Raw genomic sequence first — 25,591 nt, forward strand, 5'->3', positions numbered from 1 at the left:
CAGTTTCCCTCATTTCGCGCCCCTCACTTCGAGTCCTTGATGCAACCGGGCGTCTTCAGCACGACGTCGCGCACGGCCTCGTAATAGCGCACATAGCCCGTGCACCGGCAGATCTGATCGTTCAGCCCTTCGGTGATCACGGCTTCCAGATCGGCGCGCGCAATCGGGTTGCGCTTGAGTCGCTCGATCAGCACCGTTGCCGCGTTCACGAAGCCCGGCGTGCAGTAGCCGCACTGAAAGCTGAAGTGATCGAGGAATGCCTGCTGGATGGGGGCGAGCGTGACCTTGCCGTCGGTGTCGCGCGTCGCGTGGCCTTCCACCGTACGTACGGTCTTGCCGTCGAAATAGTTCGCGCCGGTAATGCAGGTGCGCACCGTTTCGCTGGTGCCGTCGGCGTGATCGACGATCACCACGCAGGCGTGGCAAATGCCCTGCCCGCAGCCCAGACGCGACCCGGTCAGGCCCAGCGTCTCGTGCAGGAAGTCGATCATCATGAGACCGGCAGGCACGTCCATCGGGCCGTGCGACTCGACGTTGACCTTGACCGTGACGGGCAGCGTCTCCCACGGCTTCTTGCCGTTGGCGGACGCTGGCGATGCGACGGGAGCGACCGGTGCCGCTGCGGCAGCGGCACTCGCCGCGCTGGCGTTGTTCATTGGGGCTTGGGCACCTGCATCCGCGTTCGCATTCGACGCGGCCTGCGGTGCGCTACTCGTATCCGTCATGCCAGTACCTCCTGGATTTTCTCCGGCGTCACCGGCAACTCTGTAAATCGATGGCCGATCGCGTGTGCGAGGCCGTTCACAATCGCACCCACCACGGGGATCATCACGACTTCGGCTATGCCCTTGGGCACGTCCGTCTCGGAGATCGGGGGCAGGACTTCACCTGTCTGCGTCCACACGGCGACGTCCACCGCGCGCGGCAGGTGATAGCGATTGAAGTTCCACGTGCCATTGCCGGGGCCGTCTTCATACAACGGCAGATACTCGTGAAGGGCATGACCGATGCCCATTGCCAGACCGCCCTGCAACTGGCCTGAAACGAGTTGCGGCGAGATCTGATTGCCGCACTCCATGATGGAGTGGTGCGTGAGCAATTCGACCTTGCCCGACGCTTCGTGTACCGACAGCTCCACCAGCGTGCCCACGGCGCTGTAATACGTGACGGCCGCATTGTTGCGCTGCACCGGCGGGTAATACACGCGCTTGCGGTCCATCGTGCGATAGCCGGTCGCGGGCACGGGGGCGGCCACTTGCTGCCCCGCTGCGTCGTTTGGCTGCGGCGCGCCCTTTGGTGACGCCGACTTCGCTGGCGCATTTCCGAAGGGCGCGCTGCGATGCGCGCTCTTGGCAGCCGGAGCCTGTGTGGCAGGCGCCTGCGCAGCGGCAGCCGCCGGGTTGGCCCCGCCCTTGCCGAAACGCAGGGCGATACCGTCCACCGGCAGACGCTGCGTCACGCCATCCCCCAGATCCCAGTCCGCTTCGGCCCACTGCCAGCGGTTGAAGACGTGCACCGTCGCGCCCGTCACAAAGCCCTGCTCATAGGCCGTCTTCGCCAGCATGCCGAGCGGCAACGCTTCGAGTCCGGCGGCCGAGAGCTTGCCGTCGACCCAGCGAGCATCTTCCGCACGCACGACGAGCGGCGCGGCCTGCCCGCCACCCAGTCCGCGACGCCAGATCGACAGCGCCGCTGGCCACAGCCCTTGCAGGAACAGCAGACGCGCCGCTTCGCGCGTGCTGTGCGTGAAGTAGAACGCCGAGTTCGTCGCGCTCGACGGCGACGCATACCCCGGCGACCAACGCGGATTGGCCGCGAGTTTGTCCTGATCGGCCTGCGACATCAGATACGGATCGCCGCTGGTCACCACCGGCAATTCGGGCCAGTCGGTGATGGCGATATGCACCTCGGTGGCGGGCATGCCGAGCCATTTCGCCACGGCCACGGCCTGCGACGTGGACGTACCCGTGCCAATTTCGGCCGCCGTGTGATGCAGCGAAATCTTGCCGGTTTCGTCGAACTCCACGCGCGCGAACGACGTCTCCGCGCCCGTGCCGAAGTCCTTCTGCACGCAAGCGAAACCCACGCCGTAGCGACGGCCTGGATGCGCCGCTTCGTACTCGGCCTTTTTCTTGTCGCGCTGTGTCCACAAGGGATGCGTCTTCGCACGGGCGAGCACTTCGTCCACGCGCACAGCGCCCGCAGGAATCGCGCCCTGCGTGTTTTTCATGCCCGAGCGCAGCGCATTCTTGAGACGGAAGTCGATCGGGTCGACGCCGAGTTGCGCCGCCATCTCGTCGATCATCATTTCGGTCGCGGCCATCGACTGCAACGTGCCGTAGCCACGCGCCGACCCCGCGTCGATGGCGCGCGACGCAATCGCCACGCTCGCCAGATCGCTCTGCGGGAAGTAGTAAATCGACTGGGCCGCCGTCGCGCCCACCATCGCCACCGACGGCGAGAAGTTCATGCGTCCGCCGCCGTTGCATTCCATGTCGGCCGTGAACGCTTGCAGCATGCCGCTCTCTTTGTCGACGCCGATGCGATAGCGCATCGTGAAAGCGTGACGCTTGAGCGACGTCTGGAACTGCTCGTAGCGATCGTTGGCGAGGCGCACCGGCAGGCCGTCGCCGTACATCGCAGCGGCCAGCCCGTAGAACGGCATGTTGTAGTGGTCCTTCGAGCCGTAGCCCACCGTGTAGCACGGATAGACAATCAGCCGCTTCACGGGGAAATGCCCCTTTGCGGCCATCGCTGCGGCGTTCTCCGCGACTTCGGACGGCGACTGCGTGGGCACCACCATGTGCAGCGTTTGCGTGGCGGCGTCGTACCAGCAGTTGGCGTTATCGGGTTCGAGCGCCGCCGTGTCGACGGACTGCGTGCGGTACTCGCGCGACATCACCAGCCAGTTCGCCGGCGGGTGCGCGAGCGATTCGCCGATCTTGCCCGCGTACGCCATGCCCTGCTCGTCGAGCTTGCCGTGATCGTTACCGTCGGGCCACACCGGCAAGTGCTTGCGCATCATGCTCGGGAAGATCGGCGCGTCCTTGAGACTGGAGTAGACGTCGTCGTCATACGCGGTCTTGCCGCCTACGCGCACGTAGCGGAAGCTGCCCCACGGGTCGCGCTCCAGCGGCCCCGTGACGTCGCCGTAGCGAATGATTTCGTCGTGGAACTTGAGTTTGTCTTTGGCGAAGCGAAAACGCGCGAAGTCGCGATAGATGAGGATCGCGACCGCGTGGCCGAGATACGCGGGCGTCTTGCCGACAGGCAGCAGCATGTCGTCGCCGTAGAACTCGGGGAACGCGACGCCGTCGCGGGCGAGATCCTCGGCCGTCACCACGCGGTCGGGTTGCAGACCGTCGTCCAGACGCGAGAGATCGAAGCCGAGATACGGACGGTCGGCGAGCGTCGTGCGCAGCACGAACGCATGCGCCTGCTGCGCGGGCCAGCCCGGCATGTCGCGTGCGCGTACGTCACGCGCGAAGATCTTGCTGCCGGTGACTTTGGCCGTACCGTCGATACGGAATTTGGCTTGTCCCTTCGCGGCGTCCCACGCCACAGGCGTGAGGTTCTTGTCCTCGAAGAGCGCCGCGAACGCGCGACTTCCCATCGGCGCGATGTACACGGAGATGCCCGCAACGACCGACGCCTTGAGAAAGCCGCGACGCGTCATCGCGAAGCCAGCAGACGCTTCGGGATTGGCGGAATTCGGGAGTGTTTGGGGTGTTGCGGAAGCAGCGTCATGACGAGCGTCATCGCTCGACACAGCCGCTGTCGGACAGTGTTTTCTTGGCAGGCGCGGCATATGCGTTCCGTCCGTCTTGTTTTGGGGGGACGTGCCACGATCACGATTGCGGCCCTGCAACTCCCGAACGACAAAACGGCACTGCAACGATTCACGCGGTCACGACGAAAAACACGACGCCGCTGACCCACGATGCATGTTCACAATGCGTGACATTCGCGTGCCGTGATGCGCTCGTGAAGTTCTATAAGAACACGCTTCATGAGTGACACCGGACGCTCCAAGGCTACACGCCACCTCTGAGATTGACAAGATTGGACATGACGCGCTGCATGAGAACGCCTGCGCTTCGCAACGTACGGAACACCGTGCGACGGGCGCGTACGGGCGATATTTGCTTGGCGTGATGTTGCCTATGCCCAATGAGAAATGCCGCTATATCCGACGGGACACAGCGGCATTGAATCGATGGTGCGGTGCAGATTTTTTTCTCAGGCGATGCGCAATTCCATGCACGTCAGATCGAGCCAGCGGCCGAACTTCGTGCCCACTTCGCTGAAGGTGCCGACCATCCGAAAGCCGAGCTTTTCGTGCAGACGAATCGACGGCGCGTTCTGTGCTTCGATGGCTGCAATCATCACGTGGACGTCGAGGGCACGGGCGCGCTCGATCAGTGCACGCATGAGTGCCTCGCCGATGCCGCCGCCGCGCGCGTTCTTGTCGATATAGATCGAATGCTCGACCGTATGACGATAGCCGTCGAACGCTCGCCAGTCGCCGAACGATGCATAGCCAACCGTCTTGCCGTCGCGCTCGGCGACGATCACCGGATACCCGCGCTTCAGACGCGCAGCCAGCCACTCACGACGATTGTCCAGATCCACCAGGATCTCGTTCCAGATGGCCGTCGTGTGCTCGACGGCGTCGTTGTAGATGTCGCGAATCACCGGAAGATCGGCATCGAGGGCGTCGCGTATTGTCAGCGGCGTGAGCGGCGTCGGGGAAGTCATGTCAGTGGTCCTGCAAGCAAGGTGGGCAACGCATCAAGTGACATCCATTTTACTAGAAATTAATTTCCAGTAAACTGGACAGCATGGATATTAACGAACGCATTGCCCGTCGGGTGCGCGATCTGCGCAGCGAGCGCGGCTATTCCCTCGATACGCTGGCTGAGCGCAGCGGCGTGAGTCGCTCAAGCATCTCGCTCATCGAGCGTGCACAAACGAGCCCCACCGCCAACGTGCTGGACAAACTCGCCACTGCGCTCGACGTCACGCTGGCATCGCTCTTCGACGATCAGTCGCAGGACGACGCGCCGCCCTCGCCGCTCGCCCGTCATGCGGACCAGCCGGTTTGGACCGATCCGGATTCCGGCTATGTGAGACGCAATCTTTCGCCAGCGCAACCGTCGCCGCTCCAGTTCGTGGAAGTGCAGTTCCCGCCGGGCGAGCGTGTCGCTTACGACACCGGCGCGCGGGACAACGAAGTCTGGCAGCAGATCTGGGTCGTCGACGGCACCATCGAAATCACGCTCGGCGACACCACGTGGCGACTCGATACCGGCGATTGCCTTGCGATGCGTCTCGATCAACCGATCGGCTTTCACAACCCTACGTCAGCCACCGCCCGCTATCTCGTCGGGCTCGTGACGCTGCCGTTCGTCGCTCCCCGGAGAACGCCCTGATGTCCAACGACGCCGCCCCGCTCCCCCTTCCTGCAAGTCTCGTTATCGAACGACTCGATGGCAATCGGGCGCTGGCCGCCGTCGATGCGCTGACCGACGTGCTGATCGATTGCGTCGAAGGCGGCGCGTCGGTGAGCTTCATGTTGCCGCTCACGCGTGAGCGCGCGACCGCGTTCTGGCGCAAGGTGGCCGCAAGCGTCGACCGTGGAGAACGGGTCTTGCTCGTGGCGCGTCACAAAGCACACGGTGCGCCCGGTGAGCAAGACGACGGCGTCATCGTGGGGACGGTGCAACTGATCCTCGATCTGCCTGAGAATCAGCCGCACCGCGCCGACGTCGCCAAGATGCTAGTGCACCGTTCGGCACGACGCCAGGGCGTGGCGGCGCAACTGATGGCAGCGTTGGACGACGTCGCACGTGCCTTTGAGCGCCACGTGTTGGTGCTCGACACCGTCACCGGCGGCGATGCCGAGCGTCTTTACCAGCGCAGCGGCTGGCAGCGCGCGGGCGACGTGCCGAAGTTCGCCCTCATGCCTGACGGCGGCTTCTGCGCTACTACGTTCTATTACAAGCACCTCTGACGCCGCCCGCCAGTTACGCGTCGATCAGTGCAGCGCCGCCAGCCCGGCGAGCAGTGCCTTGTGGAACGCCGCCGGGTCTTGCATCTGCGGGGCGTGCCCCAGATCGGGGAATTCGACAAGCGTGGAACCGGGAATGCGGGCATGCGTGGTTTTGGCCAGCTCGGCGTAGTGCCCGATGCGCGCCTGCACCTCGGGCGGCGAAAAATCCTTGCCGATGGCGGTGGTGTCCTTGTCTCCGATCATCAGCAACGTCGGCACGCGAATCTGTCCGAGTTCGTACACGACCGGCTGCGTATAGATCATGTCGTAGAGCAACGCCGAATTCCATGCGACGATGCGCTTGCCCGGGCCGCGATACATGCCCGCGAGCATCTGCACCCACGGCTCGTAGCGCTCGCTCCATTGCCCGGCGTAGTACGTCGCCTGTTCATAGCGACGGATGCCCGGTGCGCTCGTGCGCAACTCGCGGTCGAACCACTCGTCTACCGTCTTCGACGGCACGCCCAGCGCTTTCCAGTCTTCCAAACCGATCGGATTGACGAGCACCAGTTGCTGCGTCTCGCCCGGGTACATCAGCGCGTAGCGCGCAGCCAGCATGCCGCCGGTGGAATGGCCGACGATGGTCGCTGTCTTGATACCTAGCGACGCGAGCAACGCATGCGTATTGTTCGCCAGTTGCTGGAAGCTGTACTGGTACTGCGCGGGCTTGCTCGATTTGCAGAAGCCGATCTGATCCGGCGCGATGACGCGATAGCCTGCGCCCGACAGCGTGTCGATCGTCTCCTGCCAGGTCGCAGCGCAGAAGTTCTTGCCATGCAGCAGCACGACGGTCCGGCCATTCGGCTGCGACGGCTTCACGTCGAGATAGGCCATGTGCAGGGGCGTGCGCTGCGACGTGAAGTCGAAGCGATTGACCGGATACGGATAATCGAAGCCCTGCAATTCCGGACCGTAAGCGGGACCGGCGTTGCTGTCCGGACTCGCAGCACTCGCCCCACTCGTTGCGACGAGCGAAACGAAACTGACGAGCGCACCGGCGCGCAGGGTCGCAACGGCATATCGCGACAGACGCGACAGGCGGTGCATGCACTGGGAAAGCGATGAGGGCATGAGTCGATGAGTCAACGAGACAGGAAAACGAAGAAGACGAATGCGGCTGCGTCGATTCTGCCATGCGACGCCATTTCCCGAAGGGCAGCGCTGGCGTGGTGCGACAGGCGGGGTCAAGGGCAATCGGGCACCCGCATGTTCGGCGGGGTTTGCACCGATTCCACCAACAATCCCCCTGAATTATTCTCATTTGCCCGTTTTCACAAACAAATCGCCGTCATTGCTCGCTGATCGAGCGCATGCGGCGTCGGCCAAATCCCGCATGCTGGGAAATACAGACGAAAACGGGCAAACGCGGACGGAAGCCCGGACGAACCGGCTGCCGAATACCCATCATTTTTGAGGGGTTATTCGAGGCGCTTGCTTCACATCTTTAGCAATTTTCCAAAGCGACTGCGCCTCGCATGTTTCGGCACCCGCAACGCTATGACGGTGGGCGCTCACACCACAAGTGAGTAAGCGCGAACCCCCGCTACGTCTGGCGTTATGGTATTTTTCCGACGCTTCAAACGTGCGTATAAGCGAGTCCTCGCTTCGGAAACCAAAAGAATTGTGCAAAACCGGACCGGCCTCATGCCTGTCGCCCATAACCGGCATGACTTTGACCTTTTGGGAATGGTTTTCGGGGTGCGGAAAGAAACTCGGTAAAATCCGCAGCGGCATGGGGGACGGGGCGCACGACGCGCCCGGATGCATGCATGACACCTACATCGTGCAGCCTCATGCATGAGCGGTCCGGCGAGACCGGCAACGCTCACCGAAGTCGAAGTACACGGCGCACGCGCCGGCTCTAGGGAAGACACAAGCATCAGATGAAAGCGCCCAGCAACCTGATTACCGGTGAAGTGCGGAGCAAGATCCGCGGAATGATTCTCGCTTCGGAGCTCAAGCCGGGGCAGCGCCTCATCGAGGACGATCTGATTCAATTGCTGGGCGTTGGCCGCACGCCTGTGCGCGAAGCGTTGCTGATCCTGCAAGGTGAAGGCTTTATCGCCCGCAACCGCGGCTGGGAAGTCCAGGGGGCCGATCATCTGCCCGTGCGCGCCATCTTCGAGAGCCGCATCGCCATCGAATCCGAGACCGCCCGGCTGGCGGCCCGCAAAATCTCGCCCGAGATGTGCGACGCGCTCGATGCCCTCATCGAACAGATGGAGCCGACGGCCAATCTGCCGCGTCTGGCGCTCAATCGTCTCAATACGGAATTCCACGACCTGATCGTGAAGGCGGCAGATAACGTCGTGATCGCGCAGTTTCACGAACGTACACAGTTCTATTACTGGGCGCTGCGCGTGCCCGTCATGTTCTCGGACGAGCAACTGCGCGCCACCAATCAGCAGCACCGCGAACTGGTCGCGGCCCTGCGCGCGCATGACGAAGCGCTTGCCGAGCAGATCGCCCGCACCCACGTCGAGACGACGATGGACATCGTCGAGCCAGCGCTGCCGCGCTGAGTAGTGGCTCAGTCGCTGAACTCAACGCACCAGATAGCCAGCGACGCGCCAGCGACCGTCCAGACCGAAGACCATCGTGACCATCTCATGCGCTTCGGCTTTGTGCTCGAACACCGTCCCGTACTGAATCACAACGTACTCCCCATCCGGCTGCCCGGGCAGCGTGCGGGTAAAGACCGCGTCCAGCGTCTTGCGTGACTTCACTTTCCCCAACGGCCCACGGGCGGCTTGCAGATTCGCGGTCCAGTCCTCGGCCGAAATCGCCCGCTGAAACACCGGCGCGGCCTGATCCCAGCTCTGTTGCCCACGGTTGATGTCGGCAAGCCCCAACCACAGGTTGGCCGCTTCGAGCGCCGGGCGCACGTCGCGATTGATGTCGGCCGCCGGCGCGGTGCCTGCCTCGGCACCGCTCGCTGGCGTGGAGAATAACGGCGGTTGCGCGGCACGGCGTCGCATCGGCTCCTGCTGCGCGTGCACCGAAACTGCGCTAAGTCCGGCGGCCACACCGAGGACAAGCGCGGTCGCGCGAATCACCACGCGGTGGCGGGAAACGAGGGAAAGGAGGGAAGGACGGGATACGTTGAATCGGGTCGTCGGCATAGACGAAAATTCCTCGAAGCAGAAATGACTAACCCGGTCATTCTACTGGCGTCGCCCTTAATGGAATGTAACGCGCGTCGCGGCGTACATTACAATGCTCAACACATGTCAGCCCCCACGCATTGGCCATTGCCATGTTGACGACGTCCCTGCTCGCGATCACCTCACTGCTCAGCTTCATGATGTTGCTGATCGTGGGTTCCCTGCTACGCTCGCGCGTGGCCGGTGTTCGGGAATGGTCGCTCGCCAATGTCGCCGTTCTCGTCGCGCTACCGCTGTTTGCACTGCGCGGCGTCGTTCCCGATTTCCTGTCGATCCCCGTCGCGAACCTGACGCTGGCGGGCGGCTTGCTGCTCTACTTCGCCGGATGCGCGCGCTTTCTCGGCCAGCGGCCGCACTGGCACGCGCTGGGAGCCTCGCTCGGCATACTCGCGGCGGCAATCCTCTTCTTCTACTACGGTATCGACAATCCGCAGCTACGCGTGGTGATCGTCTCGGCGTATCACGCGATCTGGCTGCTTGCCGTGTCGGTGATGATCCTGCGTCACGTGCCACCGCGCCGTCATCGTTATAACTACTGGCTGACGGCCGCTATGGCAGCCGCGTTTGCCGTGGCACACATCGTGCGGGGCGCGATCTTCGGATGGACGCCCGCGCCCGGTCCGGACGTGTTCGCGCCGACGCTGTTCAACACCATCATGCTGACCATCGGCACCATCGTGATGCCCGCGATGACGATGGGCGCCGTGCTGATGATTCACGATGCGATGCTCGCCACGGCCGAAGAAGCCGCCAACCGCGACTATCTGACGGGCGCGCTCTCACGCAAGCACTTCGATCTGCTCGCGCGTCAGGAGATGGTGCGGGCGGTGGCGCGCGGCTGGCCGCTGTCCATCGTCGTCATCGATCTGGATCACTTCAAGTCGATCAACGACACCCACGGCCATGCGGGTGGCGACACGGTGTTGCGCGAGTTCGTGAAGCTGGTGCGCGACAGTCTGCGCGAGGGCGACGTCTTCGGACGGCTCGGCGGCGAGGAGTTCGCGGTGCTCTTGCCTGGCACCGACACACCGGGAGCGATTCGTATTGCGGAGCGGCTTCGCACGCAGGCGAGCCGTCATCTGGTGGCGGGCCCCTTCGGGGTCTGCCATTACACGCTGAGCGGCGGCGTGGCGACTTGGCTCGAACGCGAAAGCCTCGAAGCCCTGTGCATGCGCGCCGACCGGGCGCTTTACGCCGCGAAAATTTCCGGGCGCAATCTCGTGCTATCCGACGTGCTGCCGAGCGACGAGACGGCGTCCGAAGCGGGCTGACGGCGCGGGGTCCGTCGATGCAGCCCCCGCCCCATTCAGGTGCCGCTCAGGCAAGCTCAGGGAAAAACTCACCACGCATACGCGCGACGTAGGCCGTCAGATTCGGATGGTGCTCGATCTCATCGCGCAACGGCATACGGAACGCCGGCGACATCGCGCCTGAGATAAAGGCGAACGCGGTGGCGTCGGCACCACACGGTTTGTCGCCGAAGAAATAGGGCTTGTCGCCCAGCATCTGCGCGGCCGCCTGCGAACCCCGCGCCAATATCCGGCTCGCTTCCTCAGGCTTGTAACGCCCGGTGCCCTGCCCATGTAGCGTGTTGCGGATCTTGCGACGGATCACCGCCTGCGCGACAGGACGCACCGGCCACGGAATCGAACGGAAGAACGACGCCGGTCCGATGGCGAAGTTCTCGTCGTCGCACCAGCGTGCCTGCACGACATACCAGTAGAAGTGATCCTCGAGCGCCTTCTCGAACATCCACGCCGCACCTCGCTGCTCGGGCGTCAGACTCGCGTCGAAGTCGAACCCGTACTTCTGCTCGATGTGCAACCGGATCAGCGTCGAGTCCGCGATGATCTCGCCGTCGTCCTCGATATAGGGCAACTTGCCCTTCGGCGCGCGCCGAAAGCCACCACGGTCGGTGCGGTACGGCACCCCGGCGAGCTTGAGCAGCATCTCCGCCTTGACGACGAACGGACTTGCATCGGGCAGCCCGAATGCCGGGCCGAAGGTGTACAGAGTCAACATCGGAGGCGTGCTCCTGTGCGAGAAGAATGGCGCAGAGTATTACACGACGGAACCGCCGCGACGAGCCTGTCCCCAGCCCTCACTGTCTTCACTGCGTTCACCCTCCGGATACGTGCTGTGCACACTGTGATTTTATACAGTATGATGTCCTCCAATCGAGGAACATCTCATGGAAACCATCGACTGGGATCAACTGGCGCTGAGCGCCGCCGAACGCGACCTTGTGGGCATCGTCCGCGAGATCGCCGCGCGCTATGCGCAGCAACGTCTGACGGCCGTCGTGCCTGGGGACATCCACATCGACACAATATCGCTCGACTGGCGTACGCTGGTCGCGATTGCCGACGAAGCGGAAGCGGATATCGGACTTCAGGCACGTCACGAGCCGTGGGTGCTGGCACGCCTGCTGCGTCTGCCCGGCGACGAAGCACTGCGCCGCGATGGCGAGTTGCCGTCGCTCGACGCGGCCGTCGATCTGCAATGGCCTGACGCCCCGGCGCCTGCCGTCTTTCGCGCCATCGTAGCCACATTCACCGCGCTCGCGGACGACGAACCGGCGGCAGACGAGGCTGATACCTCGTCGTTCATGGCCGGTGCGTCGGCGCTGATGTCCACGGCCCCCGCCGGTGGTTCGGCGTGTCCGGCCTGAGCGGCGAATAGCACGCACCGGAAACGAGGTCCTGCAAGTGTTCGAGAACGTGGTCGAAGACGCCAATGCCGTGTTCATCCCGCCTGAAGGGATCGATCCGGACGCGCTCGCCCGTTCGCTGCCCGCACCGATGGTCTTCGTCGATCTGGAGACGACCGGGGGCAATGCGCTTGAGGATCGCATCACCGAAATCGGCGTGGTCGAAGTCGGCCCCCACGGCATCGAACAGTGGAGCACGCTACTCGATCCTGCCGAGCCGATCCCGCCCTTCATTCAGAAGCTGACGGGCATCACCAACGAGATGGTGCGCGGGCAGCCCTCGTTCGACACGCTCGCGCAAGGGCTTGCCGAGCGTCTGCACGGCAAGCTGTTCGTCGCCCACAACGCCCGCTTCGATTACGGCTTTCTCAAGAACGAATTCCGCCGCGCAGGTATCGGTTTTCAGGCGGATGTCCTGTGTACGGTGCGTCTGTCGCGCTTGCTGTTTCCGTCGGCCGCACGGCACGGGCTAGACGCGCTGATCGCGCGCTTCGGCCTCGCACCGCAAGGCCGTCACCGCGCTCTGGCCGACGCCGACCTGCTCTGGCAGTTCTGGCAAAAACTCCACACGCTCTATACGCCCGACCTGATCGGACAAGCGGTGCAACGCGTGACGAAGCGGTCGAGCCAGCCGCCGCAATTGCCGGACGAAGCCATCGACGCGCTGCCCGCCAGTCCTGGCGTCTATCTCTTCTATGGCGAAGGCGACACGCTGTTATACGTCGGCAAGAGCGTAGACGTCCGTGCGCGCGTGCGTTCGCACTTCTCCAGCGATCATCAGGTCGCCAAGGATCTGCGCATCTCGCAGGAAATCCGGCGCGTCGAAGTGCGGCGCACGGTCGGAGAACTCGGTGCGCTGTTGCTTGAATCGCAGTTGGTCAAACAGTTGCAACCGGTGCACAACCGGATGCTGCGCCGCTCCGCAAGTCTTTACAGTTGGCAGTTGACGCAGGAAAGCGACACACCGCAGCTCGTGAGCGCAAAGACGGTGGACTTTTCCGGTGCCGAATCGCTGTACGGCACGTTCTCGTCGCGCAACGGTGCAGAGAGCGCATTGCGTGCGCTGGCCGACGAACATCGTCTGTGCTGCGCACAACTGGGGTTGGAGAAGGTCGCGAAGGGGCGTCCTTGCTTCGGCTATCAGGTCAAACGTTGCGACGGCGTGTGCGTGGGCGACGCGCCGCTGTCAGACCACACAGCGCGCACACGCGAAGCTCTCGCGACGCTGCGACTCGAAACGTGGCCCTACGACGGCCCTATCGCCATCGAAGAGCATGGCGACAACAACGTCGAGTATCACGTCATCGACCGGTGGCAGTATCTGGGCAGCGTTGCGTCGCGCGATGCATTGGACGCGCTGGTCGACAACATGCCTGCCGCGACCGGCTTCGACCCCGACATCTACCGCTTGCTGGGTCGACGTCTCGCTGCCTCACGGGATGCAGAATCCACGGCCCCCGCCGCATTGACGGTGCTGCACCTCACCCGACCTGCGTTTCGTCTTAGCCACGTCGAGCAACCCGACGCCGCGCCCCAGAAACCGCGAAGTGTGGCGCTTTTGCGTCGCCGTCAGCCGCGTCCTGAAGATCCCGACCAGCTTCGGCTGCCGTTCGACGTCCGGTAGCTCCCCCCACGCGTCGCATACGCGGCATCCTCGCCGGAAGTCCGACGCACCTCTCGTCTTAGGCCATGAGACGAAAAACCCCACGTTCTGCATGCCCAATCGCCTGAAGCGACACGCTGTCGTCTCACCCGGCGAGACGCTTCCCAGGGCCTTCCGGCCCACTCAATTTCTTTTCCCCCTTGCGTCACCTAGGCAAAACCCTCCTTTCCACTTCGGGTCATGAGCATATAAATATTAAGTATTTGCAAGACGCATGCTGCAGGTCGAAGAATACGCAATCCGAATACAACAGGTTGCGGTATCGACAGCCCTGGCGTCGTCGATGACCGGAGATGGGGCGCGTAGGGGTACGCGCCCCGTTCTCGTCCCCACACCGAGCCAGATGGAATTACGCCAACTCGAAGCCTTTGCGGCAGTCATGTCGACCGGCAGCATCACTGCAGCCGGGCGTCTGCTCGGGCGCTCGCAGCCTGCCATCACCCGCATGATTCAGGAGCTCGAAGCCGAGATCGGCTACGCCCTGTTCACGCGCAGCGGCCCCCGCGTCACGCCCACGGAACAAGGCTTTCTCCTGTTTGAAGACGTCGAGCACGTACTCGCCGGTTTGCAGCAGATTCGCGCCCGCGCCGACGAGATCGCGCGCGGCCAGACCCGTCCGTTGCACGTGGCCGCCACCTCGGCGCTGGCCGCCGGGCTGTTGCCCGCCGCGCTCGCGCTGCCCGGCCTCGCCCACGACGCCCAGCAGATTCAGATGCGCAGCACGTCGCCCGAGCAGGTCGTACATGCCGTGCTGACCGGTGCAGCCGATATCGGCGTGACCAGCCTGCCGCTGGAGCATCGCGGCATCGTCGTGCACTGGATCGGCGAATCGGCCTGCGTGGCAGCCGTGCGCAGCGACGACCCGCTGGCCCGTCATGACCGTCTTCCGCTGGCCGAGTGCGCCGGGCGTCGCATCATCACCATGCAGAATCCGTATCGTCTGCGCCGTCGCCTCGATCAGGCGTTCTCACAAGCGGGTGTCGCACCGGCCGGTCTCATTGAGACGAACGCGTCGATCAATGCGATGACCGCCGTGCGCGCTGGCCTTGGCGTGGCCGTTCTCGAACCGGTGACGGCCTACGGTCTGCCGCTGGCCGACGTCGCTGTGCGCCCCATCGACGCCGACATCCCGTTCTTCTTTGGCGTCATCACGCGCGACGCCCGTGCGCCGTCCCCCGCCGCCCTCGCCCTCGTCGATGCGCTGGCCGACGCCGCCCGTGCGCTGTTGCCCGATTTCGTACAACGCGCCGCCACCGAACACGCTCAAGTCTTGCAGTCGCTCTACGGCGACTTGCCCGCTCCCAAGGAAGCTCAGTCGTCATGACCCTGTCCACGACCACCCCGACCTCCGCCACCGGCCTGTCCGCGCTCGAAGCGCGTCTGCGTCAGGATCTTGCCTGGCTCGAATTGCCTGCCAAACGCTGGGTACCCGAGCGCTCGTACAACAGTCAGCCCGTACTCGACGTCGCCATCATCGGCGGCGGCATGGCCGGACTGGCGGCCGCGACATCGCTCACGCACCTCGGCGTGGGCGCAGTGATCTTCGATCAGTCGCCGCGCGGCTTCGAAGGTCCGTGGGCCACGACCGCGCGCATGGAAACCCTGCGCTCGCCCAAGCAGCTCACCGGCCCGGCGCTCGGCTTGCCCGCGCTCACCTTCCGCGCATGGTTCGAAGCGCAGTTCGGCATCGACGCCTGGGACGCTCTCGACAAAATCCCGCGTCTGCAATGGATGGACTATCTGCGCTGGTACCGCGACGTACTCGCCATCGACGTGCGTAACGACCATCGCATTACCGCCATCACGCCGCGTGGTGAAGACGGTCTGGTCGAGCTGTCGGTGACGTCACCCGAAGGCGATCGCAAGGTCTACGCGCGTCACGTGGTGCTCGCCACGGGACGCGATGGCCTCGGTGGCCCGACCGTCCCCGCGTTCGCACGCGAATTGCCGCGCCGCTTCTACGCGCATTCGTCCGACGTGATGGATTACGCAGCGTTGCGCGGCAAGCGCGTCGGCGTGATCGGTGCCGGGGCCTCGGCCATGGACAGCGCCGCCACCGCGCTCGAAGCGGGTGCCGCCAGCGTCGACATGCTGATTCGCCGTGCGGACATTCCGCGCGTCAACAAGGGCAAGGGCGCAGGCAATCCCGGCCTCACGCACGGACACGTCAATCTGCCGGACGACTGGAAGTGGCGCATCCGTCACTACGTCAACGTGCAGCAGGTGCCGCCGCCGCGCGGCAGCACCTTGCGCGTCTCGCGTCACGACAACGCACGCTTCAACCTCGGTGCACCGATTCTCGACGTCACCCCGGTGGGCGACGAACTGCACGTACGCACGGCCAAGGGCACGTTCGTGCTTGACTTCCTCGTCTTCGCTACAGGGTTCCGCATCGATATCGACAGTCGCCCCGAGTTCGCCGCCTTCTCGAAGTTCGTGCGCAAGTGGAGCGACCGCTACACGCCCGCAGCGGGTGATGAAGACGTCGAACTGTCGGATTCACCGGACCTCGGCCCGACGTTCGAGTTTCAGGAGAAGACGCCGGGCACGTGCCCGGGTCTGGAGCGCATCCATTGTTTCTGCGCACCGGCGACGCTCTCGCACGGCGCGCTGTCAGGCGACATCCCGGCCGTGAGCGAAGGCGCGAAGCGTCTCGCACAAGGACTGGCGGGCACGTTCTATCGCGAGGACGTCGAGCACCACTACGCCAACATGGAGGCGTATGAGGAGCCCGAAGTCTACGGCGACGAATGGACGCCTGCGCCGCCGCCGGCGGCAGTGATTGATACGGCTACCGCGCCTGCCGACAAGGAGCGTCTCGCATCATGACCGCATGGATTCTGCGCCGCGTATTGCAAGCGGTGTTAGTGGTGTGGCTGATGACGCTGATCGTGTTCGTCGGTCTGCACGCAATCGGCAATCCGATCGACATCCTGATCGGTCAGGACGTCGACCAGATCGACCGCGCCCGCATCATCGCGCAGCTCGGCCTCGACCAGCCGTTGTGGCGTCAGTACCTGTCGTTCATCGCCGGTGCGCTGCACGGCGAGTTGGGCAATAGCTACGTCTACAACGTCCCGGCTATCCAACTGATTCTGCAACGCCTGCCCGCAACGCTCGAACTCGCGTTCGCCGCCCTCATCCTCGCGGTGTTCATCGGCATTCCGCTGGGCCTGTTCGCCGGTCTCTACCCGCGCAACCCGATCTCGAAACTGCTGATGACGGGCAGCATCGTGGGCTTCTCGCTGCCGACGTTCTGGGTCGGCCTGATGCTCATCATGTTCTTCTCCGTGCATCTGGGCGTGTTGCCTGCGAGCGGTCGCGGCGAGACGGCGCGCCTGTTCGGCGTGGAATGGTCGTTCCTCACCGTCGACGGGCTTCGTCACCTGATCCTGCCTGCGCTCAATCTGGCGCTGTTCAAGATTTCGCTGGTGTTGCGTCTGACGCGCGCCGGCGTGTCCGAAGTGCTGCCGCAGGACTACGTGAAATTCGCGCGTGCCAAGGGCTTGTCGCCGCTGCGTGTCGTGCTCGTGCACGTGCTGCGTAATACGCTGATTCCGCTGGTGACGGTGCTGGGTCTCGAATTCGGTTCGACCATCGCCTTCGCCGTCGTGACGGAAAGCGTGTTCGCATGGCCCGGCGCGGGCAAGCTCATTCTCGACAGCATCAACGCGCTCGACCGCCCTGTGATCGTGGCGTATCTCATCGTCGTGGTGTGCCTGTTCGTATCGCTCAACCTGATCGTGGACGTGCTCTACAAGTGGCTCGATCCGCGTGTGCGCGTGGAGGCCGCTGCCTGATGTCGCTGACCCCATCCCCCAATAACGCGCCAACGCCAGCGCTCACAGTCGAACCGGTGCCGGTGCGTCGCGAATCGCCTTGGCAGCAAGGGCTGCGCGAGCTGCTGCGCTCAAAGAGCGCTGTGCTCGGTCTCGTCGTGCTTGTGGTACTGATCGTCGCCGCGCTGACCGCCCCGTGGATCTCCCCGCAGAATCCGTATGATCTGGGGCAGCTCAACGTGCTGGACAACCGTCTGCCGCCGGGCTCGGAAAATGTCGACGCGCACTACACCTACTGGCTCGGCACCGACGGTCAGGGACGCGACCTGCTCTCCGGCATCATCTACGGGCTGCGTATCAGCCTGGGCGTAGGCATCGGCTCGGCACTCGTCGCCGGGATTCTCGGCACGATCCTCGGTCTGGTCGCCGCCTATGCAGGCGGTCGCGTGGACGCGTTCATCATGCGTCTGGTCGACCTGCTGCTGTCGTTCCCGTCGATTCTCGTCGCACTGATGATCCTCGCGTACGTGGGCAAGGGCATCGGTAATGTGGTGCTCACACTCGTCGTCCTCGAATGGGCCTACTTCGCGCGAACTGCGCGCGGGCAGGCGTTGGTCGAGTCACGTCGCGAGTATGTCGAAGCCGCGCGTTGCCAGGCGATTCCGAACTGGCGCATCGTGCTCGGGCACATCCTGCCGAACTGCCTGCCGCCGCTGATCGTCGTCGGCTCGTTGCAAGTCGCGCGCGCCATCACGCTCGAAGCCACGCTGTCGTTCCTCGGACTCGGTGTGCCGGTGACGGAGCCGTCGCTCGGCCTGCTCATCGCCAACGGCTATCAGACGATGCTCTCCGGCGACTACTGGATCAGCTTGTATCCGGGGCTGGCGTTGCTGATCACCGTCGTCGCCATCAATCTCGTGGGCGACCGCCTGCGCGACGTGTTCAATCCAAGGTTGCAGAAATGAGCGGCGCAGTGACTTCCTCCCCCTCGTCCACCAGCGCACCGCTCACGCTGGAAGTGCGCAACCTGCGCACGCAATTCATCACGCGCGCCGGTACGCTTCCCGCCGTGGACGACGTCTCGTTCTCGCTGCCGCCGGGTCACATCATGGGGCTCGTCGGCGAGTCCGGCTCGGGCAAGTCGGTGACCGGCTTCTCGATCATGGGACTGGTCGATGCACCGGGCCGCATCGTCGGCGGCGAAGTGCTATTCCAGGGGCGTGACCTCACGAAGATGTCGGCCGCCGAATTGCGTCACCTGCAAGGCAATCGCATCGCGATGATCTTTCAGGACCCGATGATGACGCTCAACCCCGTGCTGCGCGTCGACGTGCAGATGATCGAGGCGGTGCGCGCGCATCAGAAGATGTCTAAATCGCAGGCGCGCGATCTCGCACGCGACACGCTCGGCATGATGGGCATTCCCAGCCCGGACGAGCGTCTGCGCGCGTATCCGCATCAACTCTCGGGCGGCATGCGCCAACGTGTGGCGATTGCCATCGCCATGCTGCACCGTCCGGATCTGATCATTGCGGACGAACCGACCACGGCGCTCGACGTCACGATTCAGGCGCAGATCCTCTCCGAAGTGCAGAAGCTGGCGCGTCAGAACGGCACCGCTCTCATCTGGATTACACACGATCTGTCGGTCGTAGCAGGTCTGGCCGATACGCTCGCCGTGATGTACGCGGGACGCATCGTCGAACAGGGCGCGGTCGACGCGGTCCTCGACGCACCTCAACACCCGTACACCGCAGGCCTCATCGGCAGCTTGCCGAGTCTGAACAAGCGTGGTCAGCGTCTGCGGCAGATCCCCGGCATGACGCCGAACCTGATGAACATGCCAGCGGGATGCGCCTTCGCGTCGCGCTGCGCCTACGCCACGGCGGTCTGTGGCGAGCGTCCCGAGATGACGCAGACGTCGCCGGGTCGCCTCGTGCGTTGCTTCCACCCGGGCGCTGCGCTGCAAAAGGAGATGGTATGAACACGCCGCTGCCGCAAAGTCAGCCGGCCACCGCCGGTTTCGGCAAATCGGTCAGTCCCAGCGCCACCCTGCCTGCGCCTATCGTGGCGCTGCGCGGAGTAAGCAAGCGTTTCGGTGAGCGTCACGTCGGCCCTGCCGGACGCCTGCTGGAGCGCGCCGGTCTCGCGCATCCGCCTGCCGTCGTGCGTGCGGTCGATAACGTCGATCTCATCGTCAAGCCCGGTGAAGTGGTCGGCCTCGTGGGCGAGTCGGGCTGCGGCAAATCCACGCTCGGACGCATGCTCGCGGGCTTGCTCAAGCCGTCTTCGGGCGAAGTGAAGATTCACGGACGGCCCGCCGAAGCATTGTCGGCGGACGAGCAACGCGATGCGCGTCTGAAGATTCAGATGATCTTTCAGGATCCGTACGCGAGCCTGAACCCGCGACTGCGCATCGACCGCATCGTCGGCGAAGGCGCGCTCGTGCATGGGCTGACGGATCGCGCCGGGTTCGACGATTACGTGAGCGCGCAGCTGCAACGCGCCGGTCTCGATCCTGCGCTGCGTCATCGTTATCCACACCAGTTCAGCGGCGGACAGCGTCAGCGTATCGGCATCGCCCGTGCGTTGGCGGTGAATCCCGATCTGCTCGTGTGCGACGAAGCAGTCGCCGCGCTCGACGTCTCGATTCAGGCGCAGATTCTGAATCTGTTCATGGACCTGCGCGAGCAACTGCGTCTTACGTACGTGTTCATCAGCCATGACCTCGGCGTGGTTGAGCATCTCTCGGATCGCGTGGTGATCATGTACCTCGGACGCATCGTCGAGAGCGCGCCGGTCGAAGAAGTCTTCCGCCGCCCGAACCATCCGTACACGCAGGCGCTGCTCGCCGAGATTCCGCGCATCGATGTGCGCCACAAGACGTTCTCCGCGATTCGCGGCGAAATCCCGAGCCCGATTGCGCCGCCGAGCGGCTGTCACTTTCATCCGCGATGTCCGCACGCCATGCCGCGTTGCCGCACGGAAGTGCCGACGCTGCGCGGGGTGGCCATCAATCACGTCAGTGCGTGTCATCTGAACGACAACTGACCCGCAGATCACCGACAGATCACCGAAAGCTCTCTTTAACGAATCACCAACGACCAGGATCGATTGATAATGAAACGCTTCTTGTTGTCCTCTCTGGCGGCTGCCCTGCTCGTGACGAGCGCAGCGGCCTCCGCGCAAAGCAATTCGACGCTGCGTATCGCCTTTGCCGACCCGCTCTCGTCGCTCGACCCGCAGTTGAACAACCACGCGGGTGACCGCTCGGTGGATCTGCATTTCTGGGATCTGCTCGTCGAGAACAAGTGGAACAAGCTCCAGCCGGGCCTCGCCGTGTCGTGGAAAGCGCTCGACTCGAAGACGTGGGAGTTCAAGCTGCGTCCGAACGTGAAGTGGCACGACGGTCAGCCGTTCACGGCCGCCGACGTCATCTACTCGTACCAACGCGCCCGTAACGTGCCGGGCAGCGTGGCGACCTTCGCGGGCTACCTGCGCACCATCGACACGATGAGCGCACCGGACCCGCTCACGCTGGTCGTCAAGACCAAGATCCCGAACCCGGACCTGCCGCTCAATCTCGCGTCGGTGCACATCGTCAGCAAGCACGTGGGCGAGAAGTCGAACACCGACGACTACAACGCAGGACGCGCCATGGTCGGCGCCGGCCCGTTCAAATACGTCTCGTACACGCCGGGCGACCGCGTGGAGATGGTGCGCAACGACAACTACTGGGCCGGTAAGTCGGAGTGGGAGAAGGTCGACTATCGCTACATCAACAATGGTGCGGCACGTACTGCCGCACTGCTGGCCGGTGACGTCGACGTGATAGACAAGGTCTCGGCGTCGGACATTCCGCGCCTGAAGAAAGCGCCGAACGTGACGGTGTACCCGTATCCGGGTCTGCGCGTAATGCTGCTGCAACCGTCGTTCCGTGAAGGTACCAACCAGTACATCACCGATAACGCTGGCAAGCCGCTCGCGAAGAACCCGTTGCTCGATGTGCGTGTGCGTCGCGCGCTGTCGCTCGCCATCAGCCGCGAAGCGATCGTCTCGCGCATCATGCAAGGCACGGCCAGCGTGGCCAACCAGTGGATGCCGAAGGACACCTTCGGCTACAACCCGGACGTGAAGGACATTCCGTTCGATGCCGCGCAAGCCAAGAAGCTGCTGGCCGAAGCGGGTTTCCCGGAGGGATTCAAGCTGACCATGCACGTGCCGAACGACCGCTACCCGCAAGGGCCGGAGACGGCGCAGGCCGTGGCGCAGTTCTGGACGCGTATCGGCGTGAAGACGCAAGTGGAAGTGGTGCCCTGGGCCGTGTATTCGAGCCGTGCGAACAAGAACGAGTACGCCATGACGATGCTGGCATGGGGTAACGGCACGGGCGAAGCGAGCTACGCGCTCGTGAACGTGCTGGCGACGGTCGACGCAAAGAAGGGTCTGGGCGCTTCGAACTGGGGTCACTACAGCAATCCGGCCATCGACAAGGCGCTCGACGCCTCGACGGCCGAGTTCGACGAAGGCAAGCGTGAAGCGATCCTGCGTCAGTCGGTGAAGGTCGAGACGGACGACGTCGGCACGATCCCGCTGTACCACTACCAGAACATCTGGGCTGCCCGTAAGGGCCTGAAGGTCACGCCGTTCACGAGCGATCGCACCGTCGCGATGCAAGTGACCAAGGCCGCGAAGTAAGGCGTCGACGCGTTATGACGTCATCGATGACCTCATCTCTCATGCTGACGGCGACGCCCGCTGACGCGCTGATCGACGTGCCGCGTCACCTGGTGGTGCGCGGCGCGACGCCCGGCGCTCAGGTCACGCTTACCGCCCGCACCGCGCGGGCGGGCGGCGTGGTGTGGCATGCGCAGGCAACGTTCGTGGCCGATGCCGACGGCACGGTCGACGTATCGCGCAATGCCCCCGTCAGCGGCAGCTATCAGGGCGTGTCCGCGATGGGCCTAGTCTGGTCGCAAGTGCCGGAAGACGGCAAGAGTCGCGACGTCTTTCCGCAACCTGTCATCGCACCGCTGGTGACGACGGTGGTTGCGCAGGAAGTCGACGTCGATGGCGCGGCGTCGATGGGCTCTACGCACGCGACGTCGGCCTCGGGCGAGGCAGCGCAACATGCGGACGGATCTCCCCCGGCATCGGCTGCCTCCACTGCCGACGCACAATCCGCGCAGGCGCAAACCTCACGGCACTCGTCGGTATCGTTCACGCAACGGCTCGCCGCCGAAGGCGTGACGCGACGCGATGTGCGCGAGGACGGACTCGTCGGCACGCTGTATCTGCCGCCGGGTGATGGGCCGCATCCTGCCGTCATGATCCTCAACGGGTCCGGTGGCGGGATCAACGAGCCGCGCGCTGCGTTGTATGCGTCGCATGGTTATGCGGCATTCGCCCTCGGTTACTTCAAGGGACCGGGGCTGCCCGACTACATCTCCAATACGCCGCTCGAATACTTCAAGCAGGGTATGGACTGGTTGCGCCGGACGGTGCGCCCGGCCCATGACTTCGTCGCCCTCTCGGGGCAATCGCGGGGTGGCGAGCTGGTGCTATTGCTCGGTGCGACGTTCCCCGAAGCGGTTTCGGCTGTTATCGGTTATGTGCCGAGCGCACTGATCCACAGTGCGCAGAACGCTTGCGATCCGGCCATCGGTCGCGAAGGTCCGACCTGGCTGCTCGACGGCAAGCCGTTGCCGCACATCTGGGAAAACAACCGGACGGCGTCGTGGGCGCCCTTCGACGAAGGCCCGCCACCCCATCGTCACGCCAGGGCCATGCTGACCGCGCTTGACGATGCGGATGCCGTCGAGCGGGCGCGCATCCCCGTCGAGAAGATTCTCGGACCGGTGATGTTGCTGTCGGCAGAGGACGATGGCTCGTGGCCGTCGAGTCTCTATTCGCGGATGGTGACGGAGCGGCTCGCAGCGCATGCGCATCCGCATGTCGTCAAGCATCTCGATTTCGACCGGGCGGGGCACGCCATCGTGTTCCCGTTCGTACCGACCACGCAGCTCGTGTACGCCCATCCCGTCTCAGGCAAGATCAGCACCGGCGGTGGCGAGCCGGACGCCAATGCGATCGCCGACGAGCGTTCGTGGGCCGCGGTGCAAGCGTTCCTCGCGCAGGCTGTGGCCGAGCGCGCTCATTCACAAGGACAATCATGACCGTCAACACTCAATACGACATCGCTAACGATCTCGTCGACCGCGTCGCGGGTCTGACACAGGGGACGGCTACGCATACGCTGCGTCATGCGCGCGACAAGGTGGCCGTCGCCACGCAGGGTAGCTACGACGGGCTGTTCGATCCGGCGCTCGAAGGCATCTCGCTCGTGGAGCGCTTGCTCGTCGGACTGTACGCGAGCCGCTTGACGCCCTCGCCTGCGCTCGCGGCACACTATCGCGCCGAGTTGAGCAAGCATGATGTCGATGCGGCGCAGTTGAAGGCCGCAGAGTCGGGATCGCCGGATGATGTGGCGGAAGCACGTCTGCGTGCGATTCTGACGTTCACACGTACGCTGATCGAGAACCCGGTAGCGGGGGATAAGGAAGCCCTTCACAAGCTGCCGGCGGCGGGATTGACGACACCGGCCGTCGTTGCGCTGGCGCAGCTGATTGCGTTCCTGTCGTATCAGACGCGTCTGGTTGCAGGACTGCAAGCACTCAAACAACTGGCTCCGCAGGAGGTGACGGCATGAGCGAGATCATCCGTTCGCATGGATTTACCAACGAGTCGCTGGACTGGGACGCATGGCTCGACGTGGTCGAACTCGATAAGGCGACGCCAGAGCAGGTAGCCGTGCTGGAAGAGAGTCATCCGAAGGCTAAGACGTCGGATTATTACCTCTTCCTCGTGCATCAACCCGAGATCCTTCGTCAACGTTCTGCGGCGTTTAACGCCATCATGTACGCGCCGGGCGGTATGCCGCGCGCTGAGCGCGAGCTGTCAACGACGGTCGTCTCGCGTATCAATGGATGCGTCTATTGCGCATCGGTGCATGCACAGCGATTCGAGCAGTTGGCGAAACGTAACGACGTCATCCGTGAAGTGTTCGACGAACCGCGCACTGCGGGGACGACGGATCGCGAAAAGGCGATTGCGCAGTTCTCGATCGCGCTGACAGAGACGCCTGGCGATGTACGTCCGGCCCAATTGCAGGCATTGCGCGACGTCGGCCTGACCGATGCCGAGATTCTCGACCTGATCCACTCCATCGCCATCTTCGCGTGGGCCAACCGTCTGATGCTGAATTTGGGCGAACCGGTGTTCCCGGAGACGGGAGCGGCGGTTTAAGACGCTGGTACGTTAGTTCTTCGTCGAAATAAAAAACGCGCTGCCCAATGGGTAGCCCGTTTTGTTTTGGGCGAAAGGGTGTCGCTCGTGGGTGTACGCTTAGTCGTTTGTATCAACGGGTACTTAAGCGATGGCACGCACACAGTTCATCATCAAAAGGATCGCCTCGGAAGACGTGACGTCTTGGCGTTCGCTGAGGGAAAAGCTATGGCCTCAAGCGACTGCTGAGGAGCATGAGCAGGAAACGAAGGGCATTTTGTCGCAGCCGGAACGACATCTAGTGCTCATCGCCGAATCAGCGGCGGGAGACGCCGTCGGATTCGCCGAGGCATCGATACGGCACGACTACGTCAATGGTTGCGACACATCCCCTGTCGTTTTCCTTGAGGGTATCTATGTCGTTCCTTCTGCACGCCGTAAGGATGTGGCAAGAGTCTTGTGCGCATCGACCGAGCAATGGGGCCTGTCACACGGATGTGCGGAGTTCGCGTCCGATGCGGACATCAACAATACCGACGCCCATACGATCCACCAAGCACTCGGGTTCACAGAAATGGAACGGGTCGTGGTCTACAAGAAACGTTGCCAACCCAATTGACCGACTTACGGGGAACTGCGTCGATTATTAATAGAGAATAGGCCGCTATCCTCGTCCTCTTGCGCGACTATCTCAGCGCGGTTTAGGTGGACGCCCCGTCGAATTCGGCGCACGAGCAGCCAATGAAATACGTCAACGCAAAGCAAAAACCCCTTGCTACGTTTGTAGCAAGGGGTTTTTAAGGGGAGCCTGACGATTACCTACTTTCACACGGGTATCCGCACTATCATCGGCGTGGAGTCGTTTCACGGTCCTGTTCGGGATGGGAAGGGGTGGTTCCAACTCGCTATGGTCATCAGGCTTAACTTGTATGTTCTGCT

21 protein-coding genes, 1 rRNA gene and 1 pseudogene are annotated in these 25,591 nt (G+C 63.7%); 16 read left to right on the top strand and 7 right to left on the bottom strand.

Annotated elements, in window-relative coordinates; all coding sequences use genetic code 11:
- Positions 1-23 precede the first annotated feature (23 nt).
- The 3 genes from NTU39_RS20050 to NTU39_RS20060 form a co-directional block, all read right to left on the bottom strand.
- Positions 24-725, bottom strand: coding sequence for a (2Fe-2S)-binding protein (locus tag NTU39_RS20050; RefSeq protein ID WP_257958395.1), 702 nt, complete (start codon positions 723-725; stop codon positions 24-26).
- Entirely contained in the window at positions 722-3,676 is a 2,955-nt protein-coding gene (locus NTU39_RS20055; RefSeq protein ID WP_257960113.1) for a xanthine dehydrogenase family protein molybdopterin-binding subunit, read from the bottom strand. Before NTU39_RS20055 ends, NTU39_RS20050 begins: the two co-directional genes overlap by 4 nt.
- Positions 3,677-4,239: 563 nt before the next feature.
- Positions 4,240-4,758: a GNAT family N-acetyltransferase gene (locus tag NTU39_RS20060; RefSeq protein WP_257958396.1), complete on the bottom strand. Its 519-nt coding sequence runs from the start codon at positions 4,756-4,758 to the stop codon at positions 4,240-4,242.
- A gap of 83 nt (positions 4,759-4,841) precedes the next feature.
- Here NTU39_RS20060 and NTU39_RS20065 point away from each other — a divergent pair, with 83 nt between their 5' ends.
- Complete coding sequence (locus NTU39_RS20065) at positions 4,842-5,432, top strand: helix-turn-helix domain-containing protein (protein WP_257958397.1); 591 nt, start codon at positions 4,842-4,844, stop codon at positions 5,430-5,432.
- Positions 5,432-6,013, top strand: a complete 582-nt coding sequence (locus tag NTU39_RS20070) for a GNAT family N-acetyltransferase (protein WP_150665902.1) — start codon at positions 5,432-5,434, stop codon at positions 6,011-6,013. The genes NTU39_RS20065 and NTU39_RS20070 overlap by 1 nt, the downstream gene beginning before the upstream one ends.
- Positions 6,014-6,037: 24 nt before the next feature.
- Here NTU39_RS20070 and NTU39_RS20075 read toward each other — a convergent pair whose 3' ends face one another.
- Positions 6,038-7,123, bottom strand: a complete 1,086-nt coding sequence (locus tag NTU39_RS20075; protein WP_150665901.1) for an alpha/beta fold hydrolase — start codon at positions 7,121-7,123, stop codon at positions 6,038-6,040.
- Between the two features lie 812 nt (positions 7,124-7,935).
- Between NTU39_RS20075 and NTU39_RS20080 the strand changes: the two genes are divergently transcribed.
- Positions 7,936-8,574 (top strand): GntR family transcriptional regulator, encoded by a 639-nt coding sequence (locus NTU39_RS20080; RefSeq protein ID WP_150665900.1) that lies wholly within the window; start codon positions 7,936-7,938, stop codon positions 8,572-8,574.
- Positions 8,575-8,595: 21 nt separating this feature from the next.
- Here NTU39_RS20080 and NTU39_RS20085 read toward each other — a convergent pair whose 3' ends face one another.
- Entirely contained in the window at positions 8,596-9,174 is a 579-nt protein-coding gene (locus NTU39_RS20085) for a DUF4019 domain-containing protein (RefSeq protein WP_257958398.1), read from the bottom strand.
- Positions 9,175-9,308: 134 nt separating this feature from the next.
- On the opposite strand from NTU39_RS20085, the gene NTU39_RS20090 reads away from it, so the two are divergent.
- Positions 9,309-10,487, top strand: coding sequence for a GGDEF domain-containing protein (locus NTU39_RS20090; protein ID WP_150665898.1), 1,179 nt, complete (start codon positions 9,309-9,311; stop codon positions 10,485-10,487).
- A gap of 46 nt (positions 10,488-10,533) precedes the next feature.
- Here NTU39_RS20090 and NTU39_RS20095 read toward each other — a convergent pair whose 3' ends face one another.
- Complete coding sequence (locus NTU39_RS20095; protein WP_257958399.1) at positions 10,534-11,238, bottom strand: glutathione S-transferase C-terminal domain-containing protein; 705 nt, start codon at positions 11,236-11,238, stop codon at positions 10,534-10,536.
- A 169-nt stretch (positions 11,239-11,407) separates the two neighbouring features.
- On the opposite strand from NTU39_RS20095, the gene NTU39_RS20100 reads away from it, so the two are divergent.
- The 12 genes and pseudogenes from NTU39_RS20100 (at position 11,408) to aac(6') (ending at position 25,271) form a co-directional block, all read left to right on the top strand.
- On the top strand, positions 11,408-11,887 hold the full coding sequence (locus NTU39_RS20100) for a DUF2471 family protein (RefSeq protein WP_257958400.1): 480 nt from the start codon (positions 11,408-11,410) through the stop codon (positions 11,885-11,887).
- A gap of 37 nt (positions 11,888-11,924) precedes the next feature.
- Entirely contained in the window at positions 11,925-13,550 is a 1,626-nt protein-coding gene (locus NTU39_RS20105) for an exonuclease domain-containing protein (protein WP_257958401.1), read from the top strand.
- Positions 13,551-13,932: 382 nt separating this feature from the next.
- A complete protein-coding gene (locus NTU39_RS20110; protein WP_257958402.1) occupies positions 13,933-14,913 on the top strand; it encodes a LysR family transcriptional regulator in 981 nt (326 codons plus the stop codon).
- Complete coding sequence (locus tag NTU39_RS20115) at positions 14,910-16,418, top strand: flavin-containing monooxygenase (protein ID WP_257958404.1); 1,509 nt, start codon at positions 14,910-14,912, stop codon at positions 16,416-16,418. The genes NTU39_RS20110 and NTU39_RS20115 overlap by 4 nt, the downstream gene beginning before the upstream one ends.
- Positions 16,415-17,389 (top strand): ABC transporter permease, encoded by a 975-nt coding sequence (locus NTU39_RS20120; protein ID WP_039396445.1) that lies wholly within the window; start codon positions 16,415-16,417, stop codon positions 17,387-17,389. Before NTU39_RS20115 ends, NTU39_RS20120 begins: the two co-directional genes overlap by 4 nt.
- Positions 17,389-18,333, top strand: coding sequence for an ABC transporter permease (locus NTU39_RS20125; protein WP_150665893.1), 945 nt, complete (start codon positions 17,389-17,391; stop codon positions 18,331-18,333). Before NTU39_RS20120 ends, NTU39_RS20125 begins: the two co-directional genes overlap by 1 nt.
- 8 nt (positions 18,334-18,341) lie before the next feature.
- Complete coding sequence (locus tag NTU39_RS20130) at positions 18,342-19,352, top strand: ABC transporter ATP-binding protein (protein WP_246184703.1); 1,011 nt, start codon at positions 18,342-18,344, stop codon at positions 19,350-19,352.
- A 68-nt stretch (positions 19,353-19,420) separates the two neighbouring features.
- The gene (locus NTU39_RS20135; protein WP_257960114.1) at positions 19,421-20,419 is read left to right on the top strand and encodes an ABC transporter ATP-binding protein; all 999 of its coding nucleotides are present in this window, start codon (positions 19,421-19,423) and stop codon (positions 20,417-20,419) included.
- Between the two features lie 69 nt (positions 20,420-20,488).
- Complete coding sequence (locus NTU39_RS20140) at positions 20,489-22,066, top strand: ABC transporter substrate-binding protein (protein WP_257958406.1); 1,578 nt, start codon at positions 20,489-20,491, stop codon at positions 22,064-22,066.
- 14 nt (positions 22,067-22,080) lie between these two features.
- Positions 22,081-24,077 (top strand): annotated as a pseudogene (locus NTU39_RS20145) (acyl-CoA thioester hydrolase/BAAT C-terminal domain-containing protein).
- Positions 24,074-24,673 carry a peroxidase-related enzyme gene (locus NTU39_RS20155; protein ID WP_257958408.1) on the top strand — a complete coding sequence of 200 codons (600 nt, stop codon included), beginning with the start codon at positions 24,074-24,076 and terminating at the stop codon, positions 24,671-24,673. The pseudogene NTU39_RS20145 and the gene NTU39_RS20155 overlap by 4 nt, the downstream one beginning before the upstream one ends.
- Positions 24,674-24,803: 130 nt before the next feature.
- Positions 24,804-25,271 (top strand): aminoglycoside 6'-N-acetyltransferase, encoded by a 468-nt coding sequence (gene aac(6'), locus NTU39_RS20160; RefSeq protein ID WP_257958409.1) that lies wholly within the window; start codon positions 24,804-24,806, stop codon positions 25,269-25,271.
- 187 nt (positions 25,272-25,458) lie between these two features.
- Here aac(6') and rrf read toward each other — a convergent pair.
- Positions 25,459-25,571, bottom strand: a 5S ribosomal RNA gene (gene rrf / locus NTU39_RS20165).
- Positions 25,572-25,591: the final 20 nt, after the last annotated feature.

Origin of the sequence: Pandoraea commovens, assembly GCF_024704525.1 — a bacterium.
GTDB lineage: Bacteria > Pseudomonadota > Gammaproteobacteria > Burkholderiales > Burkholderiaceae > Pandoraea > Pandoraea commovens.